The organism is Kaistia defluvii (genome assembly GCF_026343955.1).
Lineage (GTDB): Bacteria > Pseudomonadota > Alphaproteobacteria > Rhizobiales > Kaistiaceae > Kaistia > Kaistia defluvii.
The window spans coordinates 203,471-225,334 of sequence record NZ_JAPKNI010000003.1; the positions used below are offsets into that span (position 1 = coordinate 203,471).

23 protein-coding genes are annotated in these 21,864 nt (G+C 66.6%); all 23 read left to right on the forward strand.

Going from position 1 to position 21,864, the window contains the following annotated elements; genetic code table 11:
* Positions 1-25: 25 nt before the first annotated feature.
* Complete coding sequence (locus tag OSH10_RS08970; protein ID WP_266331345.1) at positions 26-478, forward strand: cupin domain-containing protein; 453 nt, start codon at positions 26-28, stop codon at positions 476-478.
* Between the two features lie 188 nt (positions 479-666).
* Positions 667-4,995 (forward strand): strawberry notch-like NTP hydrolase domain-containing protein, encoded by a 4,329-nt coding sequence (locus OSH10_RS08975; protein WP_266331346.1) that lies wholly within the window; start codon positions 667-669, stop codon positions 4,993-4,995.
* Positions 4,996-6,057 (forward strand): DUF7146 domain-containing protein, encoded by a 1,062-nt coding sequence (locus tag OSH10_RS08980; protein ID WP_213332553.1) that lies wholly within the window; start codon positions 4,996-4,998, stop codon positions 6,055-6,057. It abuts the gene before it with no gap.
* A gap of 328 nt (positions 6,058-6,385) precedes the next feature.
* A complete protein-coding gene (locus OSH10_RS08985) occupies positions 6,386-7,315 on the forward strand; it encodes a DUF2493 domain-containing protein (RefSeq protein WP_213335272.1) in 930 nt (309 codons plus the stop codon).
* Between the two features lie 165 nt (positions 7,316-7,480).
* Complete coding sequence (locus OSH10_RS08990) at positions 7,481-7,897, forward strand: hypothetical protein (RefSeq protein ID WP_029075229.1); 417 nt, start codon at positions 7,481-7,483, stop codon at positions 7,895-7,897.
* An 826-nt stretch (positions 7,898-8,723) separates the two neighbouring features.
* The gene (locus tag OSH10_RS08995) at positions 8,724-9,128 is read left to right on the forward strand and encodes a single-stranded DNA-binding protein (RefSeq protein ID WP_029075228.1); all 405 of its coding nucleotides are present in this window, start codon (positions 8,724-8,726) and stop codon (positions 9,126-9,128) included.
* Between the two features lie 455 nt (positions 9,129-9,583).
* Complete coding sequence (locus OSH10_RS09000) at positions 9,584-9,748, forward strand: hypothetical protein (protein WP_169516635.1); 165 nt, start codon at positions 9,584-9,586, stop codon at positions 9,746-9,748.
* A gap of 247 nt (positions 9,749-9,995) precedes the next feature.
* The gene (locus OSH10_RS09005) at positions 9,996-10,262 is read left to right on the forward strand and encodes a helix-turn-helix domain-containing protein (protein WP_029075227.1); all 267 of its coding nucleotides are present in this window, start codon (positions 9,996-9,998) and stop codon (positions 10,260-10,262) included.
* 93 nt (positions 10,263-10,355) lie between these two features.
* Complete coding sequence (locus tag OSH10_RS09010; protein WP_029075226.1) at positions 10,356-10,616, forward strand: DUF2285 domain-containing protein; 261 nt, start codon at positions 10,356-10,358, stop codon at positions 10,614-10,616.
* A 125-nt stretch (positions 10,617-10,741) separates the two neighbouring features.
* Positions 10,742-11,083 (forward strand): transcriptional regulator domain-containing protein, encoded by a 342-nt coding sequence (locus OSH10_RS09015; RefSeq protein ID WP_245576856.1) that lies wholly within the window; start codon positions 10,742-10,744, stop codon positions 11,081-11,083.
* Positions 11,010-11,504: a DUF2285 domain-containing protein gene (locus OSH10_RS09020; RefSeq protein ID WP_245576855.1), complete on the forward strand. Its 495-nt coding sequence runs from the start codon at positions 11,010-11,012 to the stop codon at positions 11,502-11,504. Before OSH10_RS09015 ends, OSH10_RS09020 begins: the two co-directional genes overlap by 74 nt.
* A 143-nt stretch (positions 11,505-11,647) precedes the next feature.
* Positions 11,648-11,929: a helix-turn-helix transcriptional regulator gene (locus tag OSH10_RS09025; RefSeq protein ID WP_029075224.1), complete on the forward strand. Its 282-nt coding sequence runs from the start codon at positions 11,648-11,650 to the stop codon at positions 11,927-11,929.
* Positions 11,930-11,947: 18 nt separating this feature from the next.
* Entirely contained in the window at positions 11,948-13,081 is a 1,134-nt protein-coding gene (locus tag OSH10_RS09030) for a replication initiator protein A (protein WP_266331348.1), read from the forward strand.
* A complete protein-coding gene (gene parA / locus OSH10_RS09035) occupies positions 13,078-13,734 on the forward strand; it encodes a ParA family partition ATPase (protein ID WP_213332554.1) in 657 nt (218 codons plus the stop codon). Before OSH10_RS09030 ends, parA begins: the two co-directional genes overlap by 4 nt.
* Positions 13,731-13,982 carry a ribbon-helix-helix protein gene (locus tag OSH10_RS09040; RefSeq protein WP_029075221.1) on the forward strand — a complete coding sequence of 84 codons (252 nt, stop codon included), beginning with the start codon at positions 13,731-13,733 and terminating at the stop codon, positions 13,980-13,982. Before parA ends, OSH10_RS09040 begins: the two co-directional genes overlap by 4 nt.
* A complete protein-coding gene (locus OSH10_RS09045) occupies positions 13,979-14,500 on the forward strand; it encodes a DUF2840 domain-containing protein (RefSeq protein ID WP_029075220.1) in 522 nt (173 codons plus the stop codon). The genes OSH10_RS09040 and OSH10_RS09045 overlap by 4 nt, the downstream gene beginning before the upstream one ends.
* Positions 14,497-15,042, forward strand: coding sequence for a S26 family signal peptidase (locus tag OSH10_RS09050; RefSeq protein ID WP_029075219.1), 546 nt, complete (start codon positions 14,497-14,499; stop codon positions 15,040-15,042). Before OSH10_RS09045 ends, OSH10_RS09050 begins: the two co-directional genes overlap by 4 nt.
* A gap of 69 nt (positions 15,043-15,111) precedes the next feature.
* Entirely contained in the window at positions 15,112-15,459 is a 348-nt protein-coding gene (locus OSH10_RS09055; RefSeq protein ID WP_029075218.1) for a DUF736 domain-containing protein, read from the forward strand.
* Positions 15,460-15,528: 69 nt separating this feature from the next.
* Entirely contained in the window at positions 15,529-16,242 is a 714-nt protein-coding gene (locus tag OSH10_RS09060) for a lytic transglycosylase domain-containing protein (RefSeq protein ID WP_266331349.1), read from the forward strand.
* A gap of 243 nt (positions 16,243-16,485) precedes the next feature.
* On the forward strand, positions 16,486-18,225 hold the full coding sequence (locus OSH10_RS09065) for a relaxase/mobilization nuclease domain-containing protein (protein ID WP_266331351.1): 1,740 nt from the start codon (positions 16,486-16,488) through the stop codon (positions 18,223-18,225).
* Between the two features lie 24 nt (positions 18,226-18,249).
* A complete protein-coding gene (locus OSH10_RS09070; RefSeq protein ID WP_029075215.1) occupies positions 18,250-20,235 on the forward strand; it encodes a conjugal transfer protein TraG in 1,986 nt (661 codons plus the stop codon).
* Between the two features lie 5 nt (positions 20,236-20,240).
* Entirely contained in the window at positions 20,241-20,669 is a 429-nt protein-coding gene (locus OSH10_RS09075; RefSeq protein WP_029075214.1) for a CopG family transcriptional regulator, read from the forward strand.
* Between the two features lie 187 nt (positions 20,670-20,856).
* Positions 20,857-21,852 carry a P-type conjugative transfer ATPase TrbB gene (gene trbB, locus OSH10_RS09080; protein WP_029075213.1) on the forward strand — a complete coding sequence of 332 codons (996 nt, stop codon included), beginning with the start codon at positions 20,857-20,859 and terminating at the stop codon, positions 21,850-21,852.
* The last annotated feature ends 12 nt before the right edge of the window (positions 21,853-21,864 follow it).

A 21,864-nucleotide genomic window follows, 5' to 3' on the forward strand; every position in this document is an offset into this window, starting at 1 on the left:
CATCAAAAGCCAGGAGATATTGGCAATGAGCATACAGGTAACATCTGCGCAGGATGGCGAGACGCGCTGGGTTGTCGCCGACCGAATCCGCTTTCTCGGCGGACCCGCGGGCGCGAACCTCGAACTGGTCGAGGTCGAGATTCCGCCGGGTTCCGGAACGCCGCCACACAGTCACGCCTCGCCGGAACTGTTCTACATACTCGACGGCGAGATCACCATTCGGCACTTCGCCGCCGGCGAGCCACCCGAGGTCGTTGCGGCGAGAGCCGGAACCTCGGTTCGCATCGACGGTCATGCGCCACACAACTATGTCAATGAGAGCGGTCGATCCGCTCGCATGCTGGTGCTGGTCGAGCCCTCGATGACGGCGTTCTTCCGGGAGATCGGCACGACGGAGCCACAGGCCGCACCGGACTTCGCCCGTATCGGCGCTGCCATGCAGCGTCACGGTATCGAAGCTTTGCAGATGGCGTCCTGACCGGTGCCTGACACGAGCGCTCCTTCCATCGAATGGGGCGCTCGTTCAATTGTGGCGGGCATGGACGACGGAAACGGATGCGTCCGATCCGTAAGAGATAGAGAGGGGCCGGGACGGGTTTGAGCCCGTCCGGTCCGAGAGAGAGCGCCGGCGGGCTTGCCCGTTTCCGCTCTCCCGAGGATGCCCCGATGAACGCTCAGTTCCCTCTTGCCGATACGCTGTCGGCAGCACCGCTTGCCGCGCCTGTCGATTCCGCCGCCGCCGTCCGTGCGGCCGCCACGGCGCTTCTGCCTCATCTCGAACGCAGTCAGCGCGTCGATGCCGCCGTCCTGCGCAACGCGATGGAGACCGCATTCGGAGCGTCCGACGCCACGGGCCTCTGGGACTGGAAGACAGCCTATGAGGCGTGCGAGGTCGCAACCGTCCTCTTCCTGCGCAAATACGGAAAGGCGCTCTTCCGCAAAGCCGGTTCTCCGGCCGCCACTCTCCCGTTGCTCGGCAAGATCGCCGGTCTCCTGCCGACCCATACCCGCCGCTCGCAGGAGAGCCAGGCGCTCCAGCAGTTCTCGACACCAATCCCGCTCGGCCTGGTCGCCGCGACCGCGGCGGCGATCACGCCCGCCGACCGCGTGCTGGAGCCCTCGGCCGGGACCGGGCTGCTGGCGATCCTCGCCGAGATCGCCGGCGGCTCGCTGGTGCTGAACGAGCTGGCCGACACGCGCGCCGCGCTCCTGTCCTCTCTCTTCCCGGCCATTCCCGTCACCCGCTTCGACGCGGCGCAGATCGACGATCATCTCGAAGCGACCGCCGTGCCCTCTGTCGTGCTTATGAACCCGCCGTTCTCGGCCATGGTCCATGTCGAGGGCCGCATGGCCGACGCCGCGTTCCGTCATATCGCCTCCGCGCTGGCGCGGCTGGCGCCCGGCGGCCGCCTCGTCACGATCACCGGCGCGAACTTCGGCCCGGAGGCTCCGGCCTGGGCTTCCGCCTTCGCCCGCTTGCAGGAGCGCGGCCGGGTCGTCTTCTCCGCCGGGATCGACGGCGCCGTCTATGCCAGGCATGGCACGACCTTCGCCACCCGGCTCACCGTCATCGACAAGCTGCCCGCCGACGATCCCACGGTTTTCCCTGCCTCGCCGGGGACCGCGCCGGACGCCGCGACGCTCATGGACTGGATCGGCGCGTATCTTCCGCCGCGCCTGCCGGTCGATCCGTCCGTCATCGTGCAGGCCGCTCAGCCCGCCGCTGCGCGCAGCGTGCGCGGCTATCTCAACCGCGCCGCCAGGAGCGCGCCTACAGCGCCGATGGCCGAGCCTGATGGCGTCGCGCTCGACTACGAGATTATCGACGCCGAGGTCGGGGCTGACGACGATGGCCGCATCTCGGACGCGATCTACGAAGAATACGGATTGCAGGCGATCCGCATTTCCGGGTCTCAGGCCCATCCGACCAAGCTGGTGCAGTCGGCGGCGATGGCGAGCGTCGCACCGCCGAAGCCGAGCTATCGCCCGAAGCTCCCTGCCAACATCCGCGATCTCCTGTCCGACGCCCAGCTCGAAACGCTGGTCTATGCCGGCGAAGCCCATTCGGACTATCTGGCCGGTGCATGGACGGTGGACGAGACGTTCGACCTCGTCTCCGCCGCGCGCGACGATGCGGAGAAGGCCGTCCGCTTCCGGCGCGGCTTCTTCATCGGCGACGGCACCGGCGTCGGCAAGGGCCGCCAGTCCGCCGCGATCATCCTCGACAACTGGCTGCAAGGTCGGCGCAAGGCCGTCTGGATCTCCAAATCCGACAAGCTCCTGGAGGACGCCCAACGCGACTGGTCCGCGCTCGGCATGGAGCGGCTGCTGGTCACGCCGCTGTCGCGCTTCCCGCAAGGACGGCCGATCACGCTCGGCGAAGGCGTCCTATTTACAACCTATGCCACGCTACGCTCCGACGACCGCGGCGAGAAGCTATCGCGCGTCAAGCAGATCGTCGAATGGTTGGGCTCCGATTTCGATGGAGCGATCATTTTCGACGAGGCGCACGCGATGGCCAATGCGGCAGGAGGCAAGGGAGAACGCGGCGATGTCGCCGCCTCGCAGCAGGGTCGCGCCGGGCTTCGCCTCCAGCACGCGCTCCCGAACGCCCGCGTCACCTATGTCTCGGCGACCGGCGCCACCTCCGTCCACAATCTCGCCTATGCCCAGCGGCTCGGCCTCTGGGGCGGTGAGGATTTCCCATTCGCGACCAGGGCCGAGTTTGTCGAGGCGATCGAAGCCGGCGGCGTTGCGGCGATGGAGGTGCTGGCGCGCGACCTGCGCGCACTCGGCCTCTACACCGCCCGTTCGCTCTCCTTCGACGGCGTGGAATACGAGCTGGTCGAGCACGCGCTGACGCCGGAGCAGACCCGCATCTACGATGCCTATGCCGGGGCCTTCGCCATCATCCATAACAATCTCGACGCGGCGATGGAGGCCGCCAACATTACCGGGTCGTCCGGCACGCTGAACAAGCAGGCCAAGTCCGCCGCGCGCTCGGCCTTCGAGAGCGCCAAGCAGCGTTTCTTCGGCCATCTGCTTACCAGCATGAAAACGCCGACGCTGATCTGGTCGATCACCCGCGATCTCGAAGACGGCCATTCCGCCGTCATCCAGATCGTCTCGACCGGCGAGGCGCTGACCGAACGGCGTCTGGCAGACATCCCGACCAAGGAATGGAACGACATTCGGGCGGACATCACGCCGCGCGAATATGTTCTGTCCTACCTCGAAACCAGCTTCCCGGTGCAGCTCTATGAGCCGTTCACCGACAGCGACGGCAAGGTCTCCTCCCGTCCGGTCATGCGTGACGGTCAGCCCGTCGAAAGCCGCGAGGCCGTCGCCCGCCGCACCGCGCTGATCGAGAAGCTGGCGAGCCTGCCGGCCGTCCCCGGCGCGCTCGACCAGATAGTCCAGCATTTTGGGACCGACATTGTGGCCGAGGTGACGGGACGCTCGCGCCGGATCGTCCGCAAGGGCCAGCGGCTCATGGTCGAGAACCGCGCCGCGTCCGCTAATCTCGCCGAGACGCAGGCGTTCATGGATGACGCCAAGCGCGTGCTGATCTTCTCGGACGCCGGCGGCACCGGGCGTAGCTACCATGCCGAACTCTCGGCGCGAAACACGCGGCTGCGCGTCCACTATCTGCTCGAACCGGGCTGGAAGGCCGACGCCGCTATTCAGGGCCTCGGCCGCACGCATCGCACCAACCAGGCGCAGCCGCCGCTGTTTCGCCCGATCGCGACCGACGTGAAGGCCGAGAAGCGCTTCCTCTCGACCATCGCGCGCCGTCTCGACACGCTGGGCGCGATCACGCGCGGCCAGCGCCAGACCGGCGGTCAGGGCCTGTTCCGCCCCGAGGACAATCTGGAAAGCCCCTATGCGCGCGATGCGCTGCGCCAACTCTACATGCTGCTGGTGCGCGGCAAGGTCGAGGGCTGCGAGCTCGATCGTTTCGAGTCCGCGACCGGCCTGAAGCTTATGGATTCGACCGGCATCAAGGACGAGCTGCCGCCGATCACGACGTTCCTCAATCGCCTGCTGGCGCTCACCATCGAGCTTCAGGGCATCCTCTTCACCGCCTTCGAGCAATTGCTGACGGCGCGCATCGAGGGGGCCATCACCAGTGGCACCTATGACGCCGGGCTGGAGACGCTGACCGCCGAGCGGTTCATCGTCACCGATCGCAAGACCATCTATGTCCATCCGGGCACAGGCGCCGAGACGCGGTTGCTTACAATTACCCAGCGCGAGCGCAATCGTCCGCTCTCGCTGGACGCCGCGCTCGGCCACCTCGATGACTGGCGCGCGAAACTCCTCGTCAACGAGCGTTCCGGCCGCGCCGCCGTGCAGGTGCCGACCACCAGCACCATGCTCGACGACGGTGAGATCGAGCGCCGCGTGCGTCTCCTGCGCCCGATGGAGGGGCACAACATCCCGCTGAAGACGATGGGCGAGACGCACTGGATCGAAGCGGATCAGGATGCGTTCGCCGCCGCCTGGACGGCCGAGATCGCCGAGGTGCCGGAGTTTGCCGACAGCACGATCCATGTCGTCACCGGTTTGCTGCTGCCGATCTGGAAACGCCTGCCGAACGAGTCGACGCGGGTGTATCGCCTCCAGACCGATGACGGCGAGCGCATCATCGGCCGCAAGGTCTCTCCGGCCTGGGCCGCGAATGCGACCACGACCGGCGCGACCGCGCTCACGCCGGATGACGCCTTCATGGCGCTGATGGACGGTCGGACCATCCTCGATCTCGCCGAGGGCCTTCAGCTTCGCCGCGCTCGCGTCATGGGTGCGAACCGGATCGAACTCTCAGGCTTCACCGACACCATGCGCGAGCGGCTCTCGGCCGATGGCCTGTTCCACGAAATCATCTCGTGGAAGCTCAGGATGTTCGTGCCGGTCGACGCCAACGGGCCGGTCGTACTCGCAAAGCTGCTCGAACGCTGGCCGGTCGAGCGCATCGGCGAAAAGGAGGCAGCGTAAATGGCTCGCCTCGATGCCGGCGAGCTCGCAATCCGTCTCGGCCGGAAGGCCGAGGCGGTTTGCCGTCACTATCTGTCGTCCGGCCATCGCGCCGGGCGATACTGGCAGGTCGGCGACGTGCGCAACACGCCGGGCCGGTCCATGTTCGTCCGACTGACCGGGCCGGAAACCGGCAAGGGCGCAGCCGGCAAATGGACCGATTCCGCCACCGGCGAGCATGGCGATCTTCTCGACGTCATCCGCGAGAGCTGCGGGCTGATCGACTTCAAGGACGTTGCCGATGAGGCCCGGTCCTTCCTGGCGCTGCCGCATCCTGAACCCGGACCGGGGAACCGTGACTGGCGACCGGCATCGGCGCCGACAGGATCGCCCGAAGCCTCTCGGCGGCTCTTTGCCATGGCAAAGCCCATCGGGCGGACGCTCGTGGAAACCTATTTGCGGGGTCGCGCCATTACGGCTTTGCACGAAACCGCAAGCCTGCGCTTCCACCCCCGCTGCTATTATCGGGCCGACGAGAACGCACCGACCGAGACATGGCCCGCGATGATCGCTGCCGTCACCGACCTCGCCGGCGTCATCACGGGGGCGCACCGCACCTGGCTCGATCCCGACGGCTTCAGCGAGGCGCGTCTTGGCCGTGCGCCGATCGAGACGCCCCGGCGTGCGATGGGTGATCTCCTGGGAAACGCCGTCAGGTTCGGCATGGGCTGCGACGTGATGACGGCCGGCGAAGGCATCGAAACGGTGATGTCCGTCCGTTCGGTTCTGCCCAGGATGCCGGCACAGGCGGCGCTCTCGGCGGCCCATCTCAGCGCCATCCTGTTCCCGACGACGCTGCGGCGGCTCTACATCGCCCGCGACAACGATCCGGCTGGCGACGGTGCGATGGCGACCCTGACAGAGCGTGCGAGCGCGGTCGGGATCGAGACGGTCGTGCTCACACCACGCCTCGGCGACTTCAACGAAGATCTCAGGCTGCTCGGCCACGACGCATTGGCGGCACGGCTGCGGGACCAGATTGTCTCGCAGGACATTGCCCGCTTCATGCTGCTGGCGGCCTGATCTATCACGGTCAGGTGGCGGCGGCAACGCGCGATCGCGGGCCGGTTCAGCTATGGCGATCTACCTCCGGCGCGGAGAGGCCACACCCACGGCCTTCTGAGAGGGCGATCGGGGCGTCAGCCGTGCCGGACAGGCAATGCCGGTTGCCGACGATTTTCCGCCGCGTCCTGCGGACGCTTTGCATCGCGAGGCAAAATCGCCGGCCCCCGTCATCCTCCTCTGCGTTCCGGCCTTCCGCTTCGCGTCAGGTGCAGGTCCGTCCCGCCCGCCGCCTTTCGTCGCCACGAAGGCCGCGATGGGCGCGGCCACGAGCCGGAGGCAGACCACCATGACCGAACACCACGACACCGACTACGAGCCGCACCACGCTTCCTCCCCGACCGATCACGTCCTTCAGGAACTGGCGCTCTACGGCTACCGTCCCTTCGAGGACGAACCCGACCCGCGGCCGCTCCCCGAGGGCAATGTCGTGGCCGGCAGCATCGCCGACATCTTCGACGCCCTAGTGGTGGCGCTCTCGGACACCCGCCTCGAACCTGACCTCGAAGAACTGCTCTGGGGCACGGTCAACCTCTTCCAGCGCGCAGGCGACCGGATCGAACGCGAGCTGGACGACAACGAAGTCGCGCAGCGCCGCCTTCAGCGGGAACAGGACGGCTCCGAGGTGAAGTCCGTCGAGCTGGAGCGCCTGACGGCAGAGGGGCAGACCCTTCTCGAACGGCGCGACGCCTTCGAGTTGATGCGCGACCAGGCCGCCGATCACTTCGAGCGCCACACCCACTCGGTCTGGCGGCCGCGCACAGGCTCCATGGTCAACCATCGCAACCTGACCGCCGCGATGATCGACAGCCGCGACTTCCTCTCCGCGAAAAAGCACGCCGAGAACGAGGTGCTCCTTCCGCCCGGCCCGAAAGTGGCCTTCACCGGCGGTCTCGACTACAACGACCATCGCTTGATCTGGGCCAAGCTCGATCAGGTTCACGCCAAGCACCCCGACATGGTGCTGCTGCACGGTGGAAGCCCGAAGGGCGCCGAACTCATCGCCGCGAAATGGGCCAGCAACCGCAAGGTCACTCAGGTCGCCTTCAAGCCCGACTGGGCGAAGCACGCCAAGGCCGCGCCCTTCAAGCGCAACGACGCGATGCTCGACACCATGCCGATCGGGGTCATCCACTTCCCCGGAACCGGGATTCAGGACAACCTCGCCGATAAGGCCCGCAAGCTTGGCATCCCGGTCATGAAGCACGGCGGCGCGTAAAGCGCCGCCGCAAGGCGGTTGTTTCAACCGCCAATACTTGACGGCACAGCAGACAAATGGCTTTGATGACGCTTCCTTGCAGAACCGGCGAAGCAGCATAGTCGCAGGCGGAGCGTATCTCCCGGCAGCCTGTCGTGATCCTCAACCGATCATCTGGAGGTTTCCATGACGCTGATCCTTCTCGCCATCTCGCTCACCATCACCTTCTGCGTGATCGCTTGGCATCTCGCCATCTATGCGCTGCCGGTGATGACCGGCATCACCGCCTTCCAATACGTCTATGCGACCGGCTCGGGCTTCATGATGTCCGCCCTTGTTGCCGTCGGTGCGGCCATCGGGTCCATCGTGCTGGTGATCGCCGTGCTCGGCTTTGCCAGGAATCCCGCGCTACGGCTGATCGCGCTCGCCATCTTCGCCATTCCGGCCGTCATCGCCGGCTTCGCGCTGGTCCATGGCGTGACCAAGCACATGATCGACTCGGCCATCGCCATCAACATCCTCGGCGGGATCGGCGGCATCGTCATCGGCATCGCGGCGGTGCTGAACCTCAATGCGGTCGGAACGGTTGCGCTTTCACGCTGACATCGCTGCTGCGGTGATGTTGGCGGCATGGGCCTGAAAGGAAGGGTGTCGCCCTTCGGGCCGCGCTTTCGGCTGCGCCGGAACCACGCCTGCGGCGCGTTTCCGCCATTCGGCTTCAATCGCTGACACGGGGCGGCGGCGATCCATCGCTCCCATGACCATCCCGGCAGCTTTCGCCGCCGGGCCTCCCGCCGTCCGATCAGAACAGAGTGTCATCGCCGTCGTTGAACCGCCATCGCAGTGTCGGCCGCTCCGTTCGGCCAGGTGCGTCGGGATCGGTCGGGATCTGCGATCGCGGCGGGCGATGCGGTGCCGGTCAGCCCATGGCGTTGCGCTACGGACTGCACTGCGAAGACCTTCATGCCTTTCCTGCAATGAATTGGCTCGAGCTTCATCCCGCGGCACAATGATCCGGCTATCGGTGCGGGCAATCCGGCAGGCGTCATTCTGGCGGAAATTCTCGCTTGCCTGCGAAGCCACGGCGCGGGTCGGCAGGCGAAGGAGAACGTGGCCGGTGCGCTATCAGGGCGGTGCGTCTGGCCCTGTCGTCATCTGCCGCCAGCAAGGATGCTGTTCTGGCTCCGGTCTCCATCGGGCTTACGGAAGCACCAATCCCTCCGACTGACTGATCCCCTAAGTCCGTTCTGTTTCCTTCCGGCAACCCCCGCGGTTTCCGGCCGTGTTGCCGCGCCGGGCGCGGCTGCCCGCTCCACCCGGACCTTGGGGGTCAAGCCGCCGCCGAAGGCGGCGATGCAGGAGTCTCCCGACGGCCTTGGTCGGGTCTCGTCGGAGGGAATGGTCCCTCCGGACGCAACGGAGACCTACAATGCAGAACATCGTCATCCTCGCCGGCAACATCGGCCAGACCCCGGAAACCCGCACCACCCAGGGCGGCACCAGGATCACCCACTTCACCCTCGCGACCTCGCGCCCCCGCTACTCGGACGGCAAAGTCGTCCGCGACAGCGAAGGCCGCCGGGTGCAGGACACCGAATGGCACCGGATCACCGCCTTCAACGGCCTCGGCAAGACGATCCAGCAATATTGCGATACGGGCATGAAGGTTCTGGTTCGCGGCCGCATCCACTACACCAAATGGACCGATCAGCAGGGCAACGACCGCTACGGCTGCGAGATCATCGCCGAGACCGTCGATTTCCTCAGCCGGGCGAAGCAGACCGAGAACGGCGGCGACGACCAGGGCGACATGGATGACGACATCCCGTTCTAACCGGACGGCGGCAGACCCGGCGGCGAAAGCCGCCGGGATTTCTCATGTTCGCGCCGGAGCGCCGCCCCACTCGCATCGCCCCACAACGCCGGGGCTACGCACAGTCTCACGCGCGGGATCGGAACAACCGGGCGTGCGTCAGGCACATATCCGGCGGCGGGCATCACGCAGGTCACGAACGGCGGTGGCCGGATCGCGATCGTCAGGCGGCGAGCCAGAGCAGCACCGGCAATGGCATTGCAGGGACAACCGGCTCCGGCAGCCGGAAACCACCCCGCTCTTATGGCTTAACCTTGGTTCCGGCCCCGGCCTTCCAGGGTCAACCCTCATGGGGTCCGCTACGCAAAGCGTGCGGTCGCTTCGTCTTCGCCTGCGCGATGACCCCGGCCGAGCCCAGAACACTTCGGGTGCCCGTCGAGCGGGGAATGGTCCCCGCCAAAATCGGGAGCCGGACAATGACCCTCGCAACTGCCAACGCCTACGCCGCCAGCCTCGCCTCCACCCTGATGGTCGCCATCATCATCTTTCGCGCCGGCGACGGCACCATGAGCGTGATGCCCGCCACCGAATATGACGGCGACGACGACACCATCGTCTCCGAGATCGATCCCTTCGCATGAGACGGGGCGGATCATCCGCCCCTCCATCTATTTCAGACGCCGCCCGCCCAATGCGGTCGTCGGTGTGGGACGGGGCTGGGGCCGCCTCATAGGCTTCCCGACGCCACCCGGCCTCGCGAATCGCTGCGCCGGAGCCACGTCATCGCGGGTTCCGCGCAGCGCCTTTGGGCTGGCAAAAAGAAGCCAGAACGACTAAAATAGCCGTAGTTCTGGAGTACGCGTAGGTCTGAATGGGAGGTGATCATGTATGATCACCGCCCGACAATCACGGGCCGCACGCGCGTTGCTGGGTTGGACACAGGAGACGCTCGCTGACAAGGCCCGCATATCGCTGACCGCGCTCAAACGCCTCGAATCCGAAAGCGGACTCGATGTGTACGAGACGACGCGCGATCAGGTGCGCAGGGCCTTGGAAGCTGCCGGCATCGTCCTCCTGTCCACCGATAAAGGGCAAGGAGTGTTGCTGGTCGATGAGCGCGGAAGTAAACCCAATCCATCCAACGGCGCGCGTTGATCGGCGTGCAAATCCCGTCGACGCTTGCCATCGCTCCATTTTGGATCAAACTTGGTCTAGATGCAGCAGCCGCTTAGTAATCGAGCCTGCACGATGATCGAGACATTCGAAGATACCGCACCGGCAGGGCAGGAACTGACCGCCTACGACAAGGCGCACGTCAAGCTCTACGCGCGCTTGCTTGACGCGGATGCCGATGGCGCCGATTGGACAGAGGCGGTGCAGATCCTGTTCGGTCTCGATCCCGCACACGAGCCCGAACGCTGTCGACGCATCCACGACAGTCATCTCGCGCGCGCCCGCTGGATGACGCACACCGGTTATCGGCACCTTCTGCGCCAGTCCCAGCGCTGATCGCCGATGCTCGCGCGATGCTCTTTCGACATCGCGCAATGTCGTCTCCCGACCTTCCGCCACCTAAGATGAAATAGGAAAACTGGCCGTTCGACTTGTGCGCGTAATATGCGAGGAGTTGAACGATGAGGCCAGATACAAGCGACTGGCGGGACGACAGCCGATATGACTATTTCGATAGCTTGCCGGTCGAAGGTCTCGCTTGGGAATGCCTTCGCCGATACGTTCCTTATCAGGAACTCTACAGCGGTCTAGCGAATACGGCCGCCGAGGCCGTACCGCTTCCGAAAGATGCAGAACAGCTTTGGGGGCTGCGATTTCGCTGCCAGGCCGGGCCTGTCCGCGCTGGACCAGAATGTCGTGTGGTCGCCCTCATGCGATGGCGCCGTTCTCATGCTGACGCGCCGACCCGAGTTTCTGCCGCCTGCCTCCGCTGCATCCGCCGACGCGTTCGCCGTAGGGCGTAATGCTCCCGAAGGCGCCTATGCGTCTGTCTCCGAGCACGACATCCCGGTGCTTCTCCTTTCCGGCACGGTTCCAGACGACCAGCTCGCGGCTCTGGTTCCGTTCGATGCCGACGTCCTCGACCGGATCGACGCCCTGACGCGAATGGCGCGCATCTGGCTCGGCCGCCCGCCACCGCGCGACACGCGCATGACCGCCGAGCAGCGGCGGCGCTTTCGCCTGAAGCTGCGCGCCGCCGACGGCCATATGAACGGCGCCACCTATCGCGAGATCGCCATCGCAATCTACGGCGCGGCGCGCGTCGACACCGAGCCCTGGAAGACTTCGCCGCTACGTGATGCCGTCATTGCCTTCGTCGAAGGTGGCCTTGCCCTCATCAACGGGGGCTATCTGCAACTCCTTCGCCAGCGCCGCCGCTCCTAGTCGCCGCGCCGCCATGGCCTCCGGGGTGGAGATTTAGGCCACCTCAAGTCCCCCATCCATCCCGCCGACGGTTCTCCGCCACCGTGGTCGTTGTCAGCCGCTGATCGCCAGCGGCCCCCAGCAACCCCACGGAGGCCCGCCCCATGCGACCCGATACCGCCGCGCTCCCGCCACGCTACCTGCGGACCAAGGAAGCCGCTGAGTTTCTCAGCCTGTCCGCCCGCACCCTCGAAAAGCATCGGACCTACGGCACCGGCCCGGCCTACCGCAAACTCGGCGGGCGCGTCGTCTATGCCGTCGACGATCTCGAAACCTGGGCCGAGCGCGGCGCCGTCACCTCGACCTCCGATCCGCGCGGCTCCGTGCTGCCCGCCAAGCGCCAGACGCTGCCGACCGGCCAGAGCGCCGGCCGATACGCGCGCTGATCGTGGCCGGACCCTTTCATGGTGGTGCGGCGTCGTGACTCTTCGGAGCGTGGGCAGCTCGATCTGTTTCGCGCGCTCCCCGGCGACTTCGCGCCACGAGATGCGCAGGATCTCATGGCCTATCCCTTCTTCTCCCTCTCCAAATCCCATCGCGTGGCCCCGATCGACTTTTCGGCCGGCGACATCACGATCCGCGTCGAGGCCGTTCCCGATCATGGCATGGCCACGATCTGGGACGCCGACATCCTGATCTGGGCCGCCAGCCAGATCGTCGAAGCCCGCGACAACGGGCTTCGCACGTCCAGGCTGATGGCCGCGACGCCCTATGAAATCCTCACCTATGTCGGACGCGGCACCAGCTTGCGCGACTATCAGCGCCTCAAGGCGGCGCTGGACCGGCTGCAATCGACCACCATCTCGACATCGATCCGCCAGCCGGCCGAAGGCCGCCGCCATCGCTTTTCATGGATCAACGAATGGCAGGAGCGCACCGACCGCCATGGGCGGCCGGACGGCATCGAACTGATCGTCCCCGACTGGTTCTACAAAGCCGTCCTCGATGACGCGCTCATCCTCACCATCGACCCGGCCTATTTCCATCTCACCGGCGGTCTCGACCGCTGGCTCTACCGCATCGTGCGCAAGCACGGCGGCCGCCAGCGCGACGGCTGGCGTTTCGATCTGCGCCATCTCCACGTCAAATCCGGCAGCCTGTCGCCGTTCAAACGCTTCGCGTTCGAGATGCGCGACATCGTGCGGCGCCAGCCGCTACCCGGCTACGTCCTGTCGCTGGAGGTGGAGATCGGCGGGCGCACGCTGCTCGCTTTCGAGCCGCTCCCGGCCTGTGGAAAACCTGTGGACGGGCTCGTGCTATCGGGAACCCGGACTATCGTGCCATCGGGAACCCGAGGCTCGTGCTATCAGGAACCCAAACCGGCCTTAACGTCTGGAAATCGCAGGCGGATTCGCGCCCTTAACTTAGAGTCTAACCAAGAATCTAACTTTGAAGAGCGCGCGCGCGATGTGGAAAACCTCATCCGCGACGCCGCCAGAAGCCTCAGCGTAGCCGCGAAAAAGCGCCTCCCGACCGCACAGGCCGGCGATCCCGACGCGCCCCGGCTTCCCCTCGATCCGCCGGGGGGACGCCGATGATCGTCGCGCTTCTCAATCAGAAAGGCGGCGTCGGGAAGACGACGCTCGCGCTCCATCTCGCCGGTGAACTCGCCGGGCCTGGCCGCCGTGTCACGCTGATCGACGCGGACCCACAGGGTTCGGCACTCGACTGGTCCGAGCAGCGCAGCCGGGAGGGCCTGCCGCGCGCATTCGGCGTCGTCGGCCTGGCGCGCGATACGCTCCACCGCGAAGCGCCCGAGCTGGCGCGCGATGTCGATCACATCGTCATCGACGGCCCGCCGCGCGTCGCCGGCCTCATGCGGTCGGCATTGCTCGCCGCCGACCTCGTGCTGATCCCGGTGCAGCCTTCGCCGCTCGACGGCTGGGCTTCAGCCGAAATGCTTTCGCTCCTGTCGGAAGCGCGCATCTACCGGCCGCAGCTCGTCGCCCGCTTCGTTCTCAATCGCTGCGCCGCGCGCACCGTCATCGCGCGCGAGACCGCCGAGACGCTGGCCGATCACGATCCGCCGGTGCTCGCCGCGACCATCGGTCAGCGCATCGTCTTCGCCGACGCCGCGCAGTCCGGGCGGCTCGCCTCGGAAATCGACAGCCGTTCGCCCGCCGCCCGCGAGATCGCTGCACTCGCATCTGAGATCGGGCGGCTGCGCATCGGCAACGGAGCCGCGTCATGACGGCCCGCGTCGAGAAGCGCGGCTTCGCCAAGCGCCCCGCCGATCCCGAGCAATGGATCAAGACGGCCGAGAGCTCGCCGCGCGCATCCGAGGCGACCGCCTACACGGCGCGGCTCACCATCGACGTGACGCCGGAGCTGCGCGGCCGGATCAAGATCGCGGCTTTCGGGCGCGGCGTCACCGTCGCCGACATGCTGCGCGAGCTGCTCACGCGCGAATTTCCCCCGAACCCAGGAGACCCCGAATGACCGGCACCGCGGCCCCGCGCGCGCGCGGCGGCCCAATGCCGTCCGCGCTCTCCCATGATCGCATGACCCGCGTCGAGCTGACGTGGATCGAGAAGAAGATCGAATACTGGATCAGGTTCGGCCAGGCGGCCAACGAACAGATCGTCGACCGTCGCCAGCGCATTCTCTCTTTCCGGCCGAACACCGTCTTCGCCTTCGTGCGATGGGCGGCGAACGACTTCGGCACGATCATCTCGCGCATCGACATCGTGCGGGCGGTCGAGCCGGGCGAAGCGTATCAGACGCTGCCTTTCGTGCGGCCGGGCGGCGAAATCCTGCTCAAGATCGAGGGCTGGCCGAAGGTCGAGGACGTGCTGCGCCATGTCGATGCGATCGAGGCGATCGGCATCGATGCGGACGCCGTTTCGCCGGAGCACTGGCGGCACGTCCACAACCGGATGGCCGCCGCCCATCAGCCGCGCGCCTACACGCTCGAACAGCATCGCGCCTTCCTCCTGCGCAGGAAGGTCCAGCCATGACGCGCGCCAGCCTCGTCCTCGTCATGGCGCTCGCCACGATGGGCATCGCCTATCCGGCGCTCACGCCGATGCCGGTCAAGCTGATGTGGAACGCCTCGGCCAGCGCGCCTGTCGGCTTCTACACGATCGACTTTGACGGGCCGTTCGACGTCACCGATCTTGTCGCGGTCGATGCCCCCGAACCGCTCGCCGCCTTCATGGCCGAGCGCGGCTATCTGCCCAGGGGCGTGCCGCTCATCAAGCGCGTTCTCGGCGTTTCCGGCCAGACCGTTTGCCGCACCGGCCGCACGATCACCGTGGACGGGATCGAAATGGGCGCGGCGCTGGAGCGCGACCGGATCGGACGGGAACTGCCGGTCTGGCACGGCTGCCGCCGCATCCAGACCGGCGAAGTCTTCCTCATGAACTGGCAGGTCCGCGACAGCCTCGACGGTCGCTACTTCGGCCTGACTTCCACCGACCAGATCATCGGCCATGCGATCCCGCTGTGGACCGACGAAGACGGCAACGGCCGGTTCGAGTGGCGCGCGCCGACGCGCTGACAGCTTCCCCCATCGGCGGGAGCGGTGCTCGCCGATGGCTTTTTCAACGCCACCGCAAAGGAAGCAATCATGCCTCAGATTGGTGAATTCAGACGCGAAGAGACCGGCTTCATCGGCAATCTTCTGACGCTGCTGCTCGTCCAGGACATCATCATCGTTCCGGCCGAGCCGTCCGACACCGAAAACGCGCCCGATTATCGCGTTCACGTCTTCGATGCCATGAGCAACGAGACCACCGCCGAGATCGGCGCGGGCTGGAAGCGCACCGGCGAGAAGGCAGGCGAATATGTCGCGTTGCTGATCGACGATCCGACATTTCCGCAGCCGATCCGCGCCAACCTGTTCCGCGACGACGATGCCGGAAATGACTGGTCACTGCATTGGTCGCGTCCGCGCGACCGCGCCGAGAAGGACTGACCGATGCCCGCTCGCCGTCCATCGACGAGCCATCGGAGTGCGCACGGGCGGCATCACGCCGCCCGGCGCATGGCTCTCTTTCTCCTTTCCGGCCTGATCCTCGCCACGAGCGCGACCGGCGCTGCTCTTGCACAGTCGGCCCCGGTGTCCCGTCCGGCCGCCGTCGATCCCTATGCCGCCCACATCACCGAGGCGGCGCAGCGGTTCGGCATCCCCGAACGCTGGATTCGCGCCGTGCTGCGCGCCGAGAGCGCGGGCGACGTGCGCGCGATCTCGTCGGCGGGCGCGTTGGGGCTGATGCAGATCATGCCCGACACATGGGCCGCCTTGCGCGTCCGATACCGTCTCGGCCGCGACCCCTATGACCCGCACGACAACATCCTGGCGGGCCCGGCCTATCTGCGCGAAATGTGGGACCGCTATGGCGATGTCGGCGCGATGCTCGCGGCCTACAATGCAGGCCCCGGCCGCTATGACGATCATCGTTCCACCGGCCGCGCGTTGCCTGCCGAAACGCGGGCCTATGTCGCCGCGCTCGTGCCGGTTCTCGGCGGTGCGGCCGCATCAGAAGCGTCAGTCCGGCGGGGCGATCCGCCGCCCGACTGGCGCGATGCGGCGATCTTCGTCGTGCGTTCCGCCGACGCTCGCCCCGCCGCGTCACGGTCGGCCAGTGAGCGTTCGGACGATAGCCGATCCTCCGTCACGGCGAGGCCGACCGACCCGGCCGCAACATCGGATTCGCCCCTTGTCGTCGCACGCTCCGCCCAAGGAGAGCGCCCATGAGCGTGCGAGCCGCCATTCGCGCGCAATCGTGGTCCGGCGTGCCATGGAGGGCGTCAGGGGCAGAGGCAGGCACAACAACCGGACGATGGCGAGATAAAAAGGCGCACGGTGCGCTTCGGTCGGTCGGTTGTTTTTGCTTGGGTTTTCGGCGCGTTCCGCACCGTGCCGCGCTTTCGCGCACTGTGCGCCGCGCGCCCATCTTACTGATTTCCCTGTGCCTTTTGCACCGTGCGGGGCTGCGTCATGGCCGATGACAGCGATATTCGCGTCCGGCCTGGGCGTATCCGATCGACCCGCGCACAGCAGGCGCGGCCTTTCATTGCGCAGGCGCTCGCCGCCGCGCAGAAGGCCGGGGGCCGCGTCTCCCGTTCCGGCAAGATCACGACGGGCAACCGCTCGCGCTTCGGGCGCGGCCAGCGCGCCAGCATTCAGGCCAATCGGCTGCTCACCGGCCGCTCGCGCATCGTGGTCATCAAGACCCGCGTGGTGCGCCATGGCGCGCGCGCCGCGCCGCTCGGCGCACACCTGTCATATCTGCGCCGCGACGGCGTGACCCGAGACGGGGAGAAGGCGCGGCTGTTCGGTCCTGAAAGCGACAACGTGGATGCCCGCGATTTCGCGGCGCGCTGCGAGGACGACCGGCATCACTTCCGCTTCATCGTCTCGCCGGAGGACGCCGTGGATATGGCCGACCTCAAGGACCACGCCCGCGAGCTGATGGGCCAGGTGGAAAAGGATCTCGGCACGAAGCTCGATTGGGTCGGCGTCGATCACTGGAACACCGACAATCCCCATATCCATATCATCCTGCGTGGCCGTACCGACGACGGCCAGGATCTCGTGATCTCCCGCGACTACATCAAGGGGGGAATGCGCGCCCGCGCGCAGGATCTCGTCACCCAGGAGCTCGGTCAGCGCAGCGATCTGGAGATCAACCGCAATCTGGAGCGGCAGGTCGAGGCCGAACGCTGGACGCAGCTCGACCGGCAGCTTGTCCGCGACGCCGGCAGGTCGGGCATCATCGACCTCGCGCCGCAGCCCGGCCAGCAGCCGGACGAGTTTCATGCGCTGAAGGTCGGCAGGCTGCGCACCCTCGAAATCCGTGGGCTCGCCGGACAGGTCGGACACCAGCAATGGTTCATCAAGGCCGAGGCCGAAGCCACGCTTCGCAAACTCGGCGAGCGCGGCGACATCATCAAGCGGATGCACCGGGCGCTCACCGAACGCGGGATCGAGCGCGGCTCGGCCAGCTATGTCCTCGCCGGCGAGAGCCTCGATGTCCCCGTCATCGGCCGCCTGGTCGAGCGCGGCCTTGACGACGAGCTGAAGGGAACGGCCTACGCCGTGGTCGACGGCGTGGACGGCCGCACCCATCACATCCGGCTGCCGCATCTCGACGCCACAGGCGACAGCCCACCGGGATCGATCGTCGAGCTGCGCGCATACGAGGACGCGAAAGGCGATCGCCGTGTCGCGCTCGCCGTCCGCTCCGATCTCGATCTCCAGCATCAGGTGAGCGCCACCGGCGCGACCTGGCTCGACCGGCAATCCATCGCCCGAGAACCCGTCGCCATGTCGGACGGCGGCTTCGGCGCCGAAGTGCGGGACGCGATGCGGCAACGCGCGGAGCATCTCGTCGGTGAAGGATTGGCCGAGCAGCAAGGCCGCCGCATCATCTTCAACCGCAACCTGATCGACACGCTCCGCCGCCGTGAAGTCGATGCCGTGGCCGGAAGGCTCGCGAAGGAGACCGGCCAGCCGTTCAAACCGGCCGAGAGCGGGGAATATGTCGCCGGCACCTACCGCCAGCGCCTGACGCTCGCCTCCGGCCGCTTCGCCATGATCGACGACGGCCTCGGCTTCCAGCTCGTGCCCTGGTCGCCATCCCTCGACAAGCAGCTCGGCCGCCATGTCTCGGGCGTCGCCCGCGACGGCGGCGGCGTCGATTGGGATTTCGGCCGCAAGCGCGGGCTCGGCCTCTAGCTCCAACAGACAAGGAACATCGCAATGTCCGCGACCAAAATCCTCTGGGGACAGATTCTGATCGTCTTCCTCATCGTTTTCTCCACCACCTGGGGCGCGACCGAGTATGTCGCCTGGAAGCTCGGGTTTCAGGCGCAGCTCGGGCCGCCATGGTTCGTCCTGTTCGGCTGGCCGTTCTACCATCCGCCCGCCTTCTTCTGGTGGTGGTTCTCCTACGATGCCTATGCGCCGGAGATATTCACCCAGGGCGCGTTCATCGCCGCGTCCGGCGGTTTCATCGCCATCGCCGTCGCCATCGGCATGTCGGTCTGGCGGGCGCGCGAAGCCAAGGACGTCGCCACCTATGGGTCGGCGCGCTGGGCCGAGAAGGAAGAGGTGAAGGCCGCCGGGCTGCTCGATCCCGATGGTGTCGTTCTTGGCCGCTACGACCGCGACTATCTGCGCCATGACGGACCGGAGCATGTGCTGTGCTTCGCGCCGACGCGATCGGGCAAGGGCGTTGGCCTTGTCGTGCCATCATTGTTGACCTGGCCGGGCTCGGCCATCGTCCACGACATCAAGGGCGAGAACTGGACGCTGACCGCCGGCTTCCGCGCCCACCACGGCCGCGTGCTGCTCTTCGATCCGACCAATCCGAAATCCTCGGCCTATAATCCCTTGCTCGAGGTGCGCCGCGGCGAGTGGGAAGTGCGCGACGTGCAGAACATCGCCGACATATTGGTCGACCCCGAAGGGAGCCTGGACAAAAGAAACCACTGGGAGAAGACGAGCCATTCCCTTCTTGTCGGCGCGATCCTGCATGTCCTCTATGCCGGGAACGACAAGACACTCGCCGGCGTCGCTGCTTTCCTCTCCGATCCGAAGCGCCCGATCGAGTCGACGCTTGCCGCGATGATGACGACCAGCCATCTCGGTGAAGCGGGACCGCACCCCGTCATCGCCAGCGCCGCGCGCGAGTTGCTCAACAAATCCGACAATGAACGCTCCGGCGTGCTCTCCACCGCCATGTCGTTTCTCGGCCTCTATCGCGATCCCGTCGTGGCCGAGGTGACGCGGCGCTGCGACTGGCGGATCGCCGACATAGTGGGCGACAAGCTCCCGACCACGCTCTACCTCGTCGTGCCCCCATCCGACATCAATCGCACCAAGCCGCTGATCCGTCTCATCCTCAACCAGATCGGCCGCCGCCTGACCGAAGACCTGCAGGCGAAGGGCGATCGTCACCGGCTGCTCCTCATGCTCGACGAGTTTCCGGCGCTGGGGCGGCTCGACTTCTTCGAGAGCGCGCTGGCCTTCATGGCGGGCTACGGCCTCAAAGCCTTCCTGATCGCGCAATCGCTGAACCAGATCGAAAAGGCATACGGCCCGAACAACTCCATCCTCGACAACTGCCATGTCAGGGTCAGCTTCGCCACGAACGACGAGCGCACCGCCAAGCGCGTGTCCGATGCGCTCGGCACCGCCACCGAAATGAAGGCGATGAAGAACTATGCCGGGCATCGGCTCTCGCCCTGGCTCGGCCATCTGATGGTCTCGCGCTCGGAAACCGCCCGCCAGTTGCTGACGCCCGGCGAGATCATGCAACTCCCGCCGAGCGACGAAATCGTCATGGTCGCCGGCACGCCGCCGATCCGCGCGAAGAAGGCGCGCTACTACGAGGATGCCCGTTTCCGCGAGCGCCTGCTGTCGCCGCCTCAACTGAAACGCCCCGACAAGCCTCGGCCCGACGACTGGAGCAGCCTGCCGATCCCGGCGAGGCCGGAGGCGCTGGACGCGCGGCCCGCGGACGGATCGGAAGAGGAAGACACCACCGATTCCGAACGCCGGCTGCAACCCGAACTCAGCCGCGCGAAGCCGACGGAAAAGAAGGAACCCATCGCCAACGAGTTCGAGATCGAGCTTCCAGACGAGAGCGACGAAGATGCCATGCGCAATCGGCGGATGATCAGTCAGATGCAGGGTGTCGCGCGCCAGGTGTCGCTCGACCCCGATGACGGCATGGAACTGTAAGCGCCATGGCCAGGTATCGGAAAAAGTCGAAGTTCACGGTCTATCTGGACCCCGACGTGACGCGGGCGCTGGCGGATTTCGCCGCTCGCCGGGATCAATCGCAGTCCATGATCGCCGAGGCCGCCATCGCATCCTTCCTGTCGCCGGACGATGCCGAGCGGCGCGAGGCCGTCGTCGCCAAGCGCCTCGACCAGATCGATCGCCGCATGAGCCGCCTGGAGCGGGACGTCGGCATCGCCGTCGAGACCCTGGCGGTGTTCATCCGCTTCTGGATCACGACCACGCCGGCCTTGCCGGAGCCTGCTGCGCAGGCAGCGCGCGCCAAGTCGGCCGAGCGGTATGAGGCGTTCATCACCGCGCTCGGCCGGCGCCTCGTCAAAGGGCCGAAGCTGCGACAGGAGATCCCTGAAGACGTCTCCGACACCGAGGCGTGACGATCTCGCGCGTCATCTGGTGAGGCCGTAACGACATCAAGATCAGGGCTCCACCGCCGTTCTCCTGTATTTGCACGCCACGCTACTACTACGACCGATACTTGTTGAACCGGCCCGATTTCAGGCTCTTTTAATCGACCCCGATCCGGGGATCGTCTGTCGCGCCTCGTGAACAAACGGGGCCGATATGACTGCCAGCCATCAAAAACCGGAAGCCATCGCACGCGGCGCGCGGATGCTGCGCACGGCGCTGGGTCCGGCGATTTCGCGGTTTCTGGAGGAGCCGTCCGTCGTCGAAGTGATGCTCAACCCGGATGGCCGCATCTGGATTGACCGACTTTCCGAGGGACTGTCCGACACGGGCGAAATCCTGTCGCCTGCCGATGGCGAGCGCATCGTGCGCCTGGTTGCCCACCATGTCGGCGCGGAGGTTCACGCCCGATCCCCGCGCGTCTCGGCCGAATTGCCCGAGTCGGGTGAACGGTTCGAGGGTTTGCTACCGCCTGTCGTCGCCGCACCCGCCTTCGCCATCCGGAAGCCGGCCGTGGCGGTGTTCAGCCTCGATGACTATGTGGCCGCCGGGATCATGAGCGTTGAGCAGGCCGCGACCCTGCGCGAAGCCGTGGCGGCGCGCGCCAACATCCTCGTCGCGGGCGGCACCAGCACCGGCAAGACCACGCTGACCAATGCGCTGCTGGCCGAGGTGGCGAAGATGCAGGATCGCGTCGTCATCATCGAGGACACCCGCGAGCTGCAATGTGCGGCGCCCAACCTCGTCTCCATGCGGACAAAGGAGGGTGTCGTCACGCTCTCCGATCTCGTCCGCTCATCCCTGCGCCTGCGTCCCGACCGCATCCCCATCGGCGAGGTTCGCGGCGCGGAAGCGCTCGACCTCCTCAAAGCATGGGGCACGGGCCATCCCGGCGGCATCGGCACGATCCACGCCGGAACAAGCATCGGCGCGCTGCGCCGCCTCGAACAGCTCATTCAGGAAGCCGTCGTCACGGTCCCGCGCGCCCTGATCGCCGAGACCATCGACCTTGTTGCCGTCCTCTCCGGCCGAGGCTCCGCGCGCCGGCTCGCCGAGCTCGCCCGCGTCGAAGGGCTCGGCCCGGACGGGGACTACCGCGTCACCCAAACCATCCCTTTGGCCATCCCCACCAGCACAGGAGACCCCGCATGAAGCCACCGATCA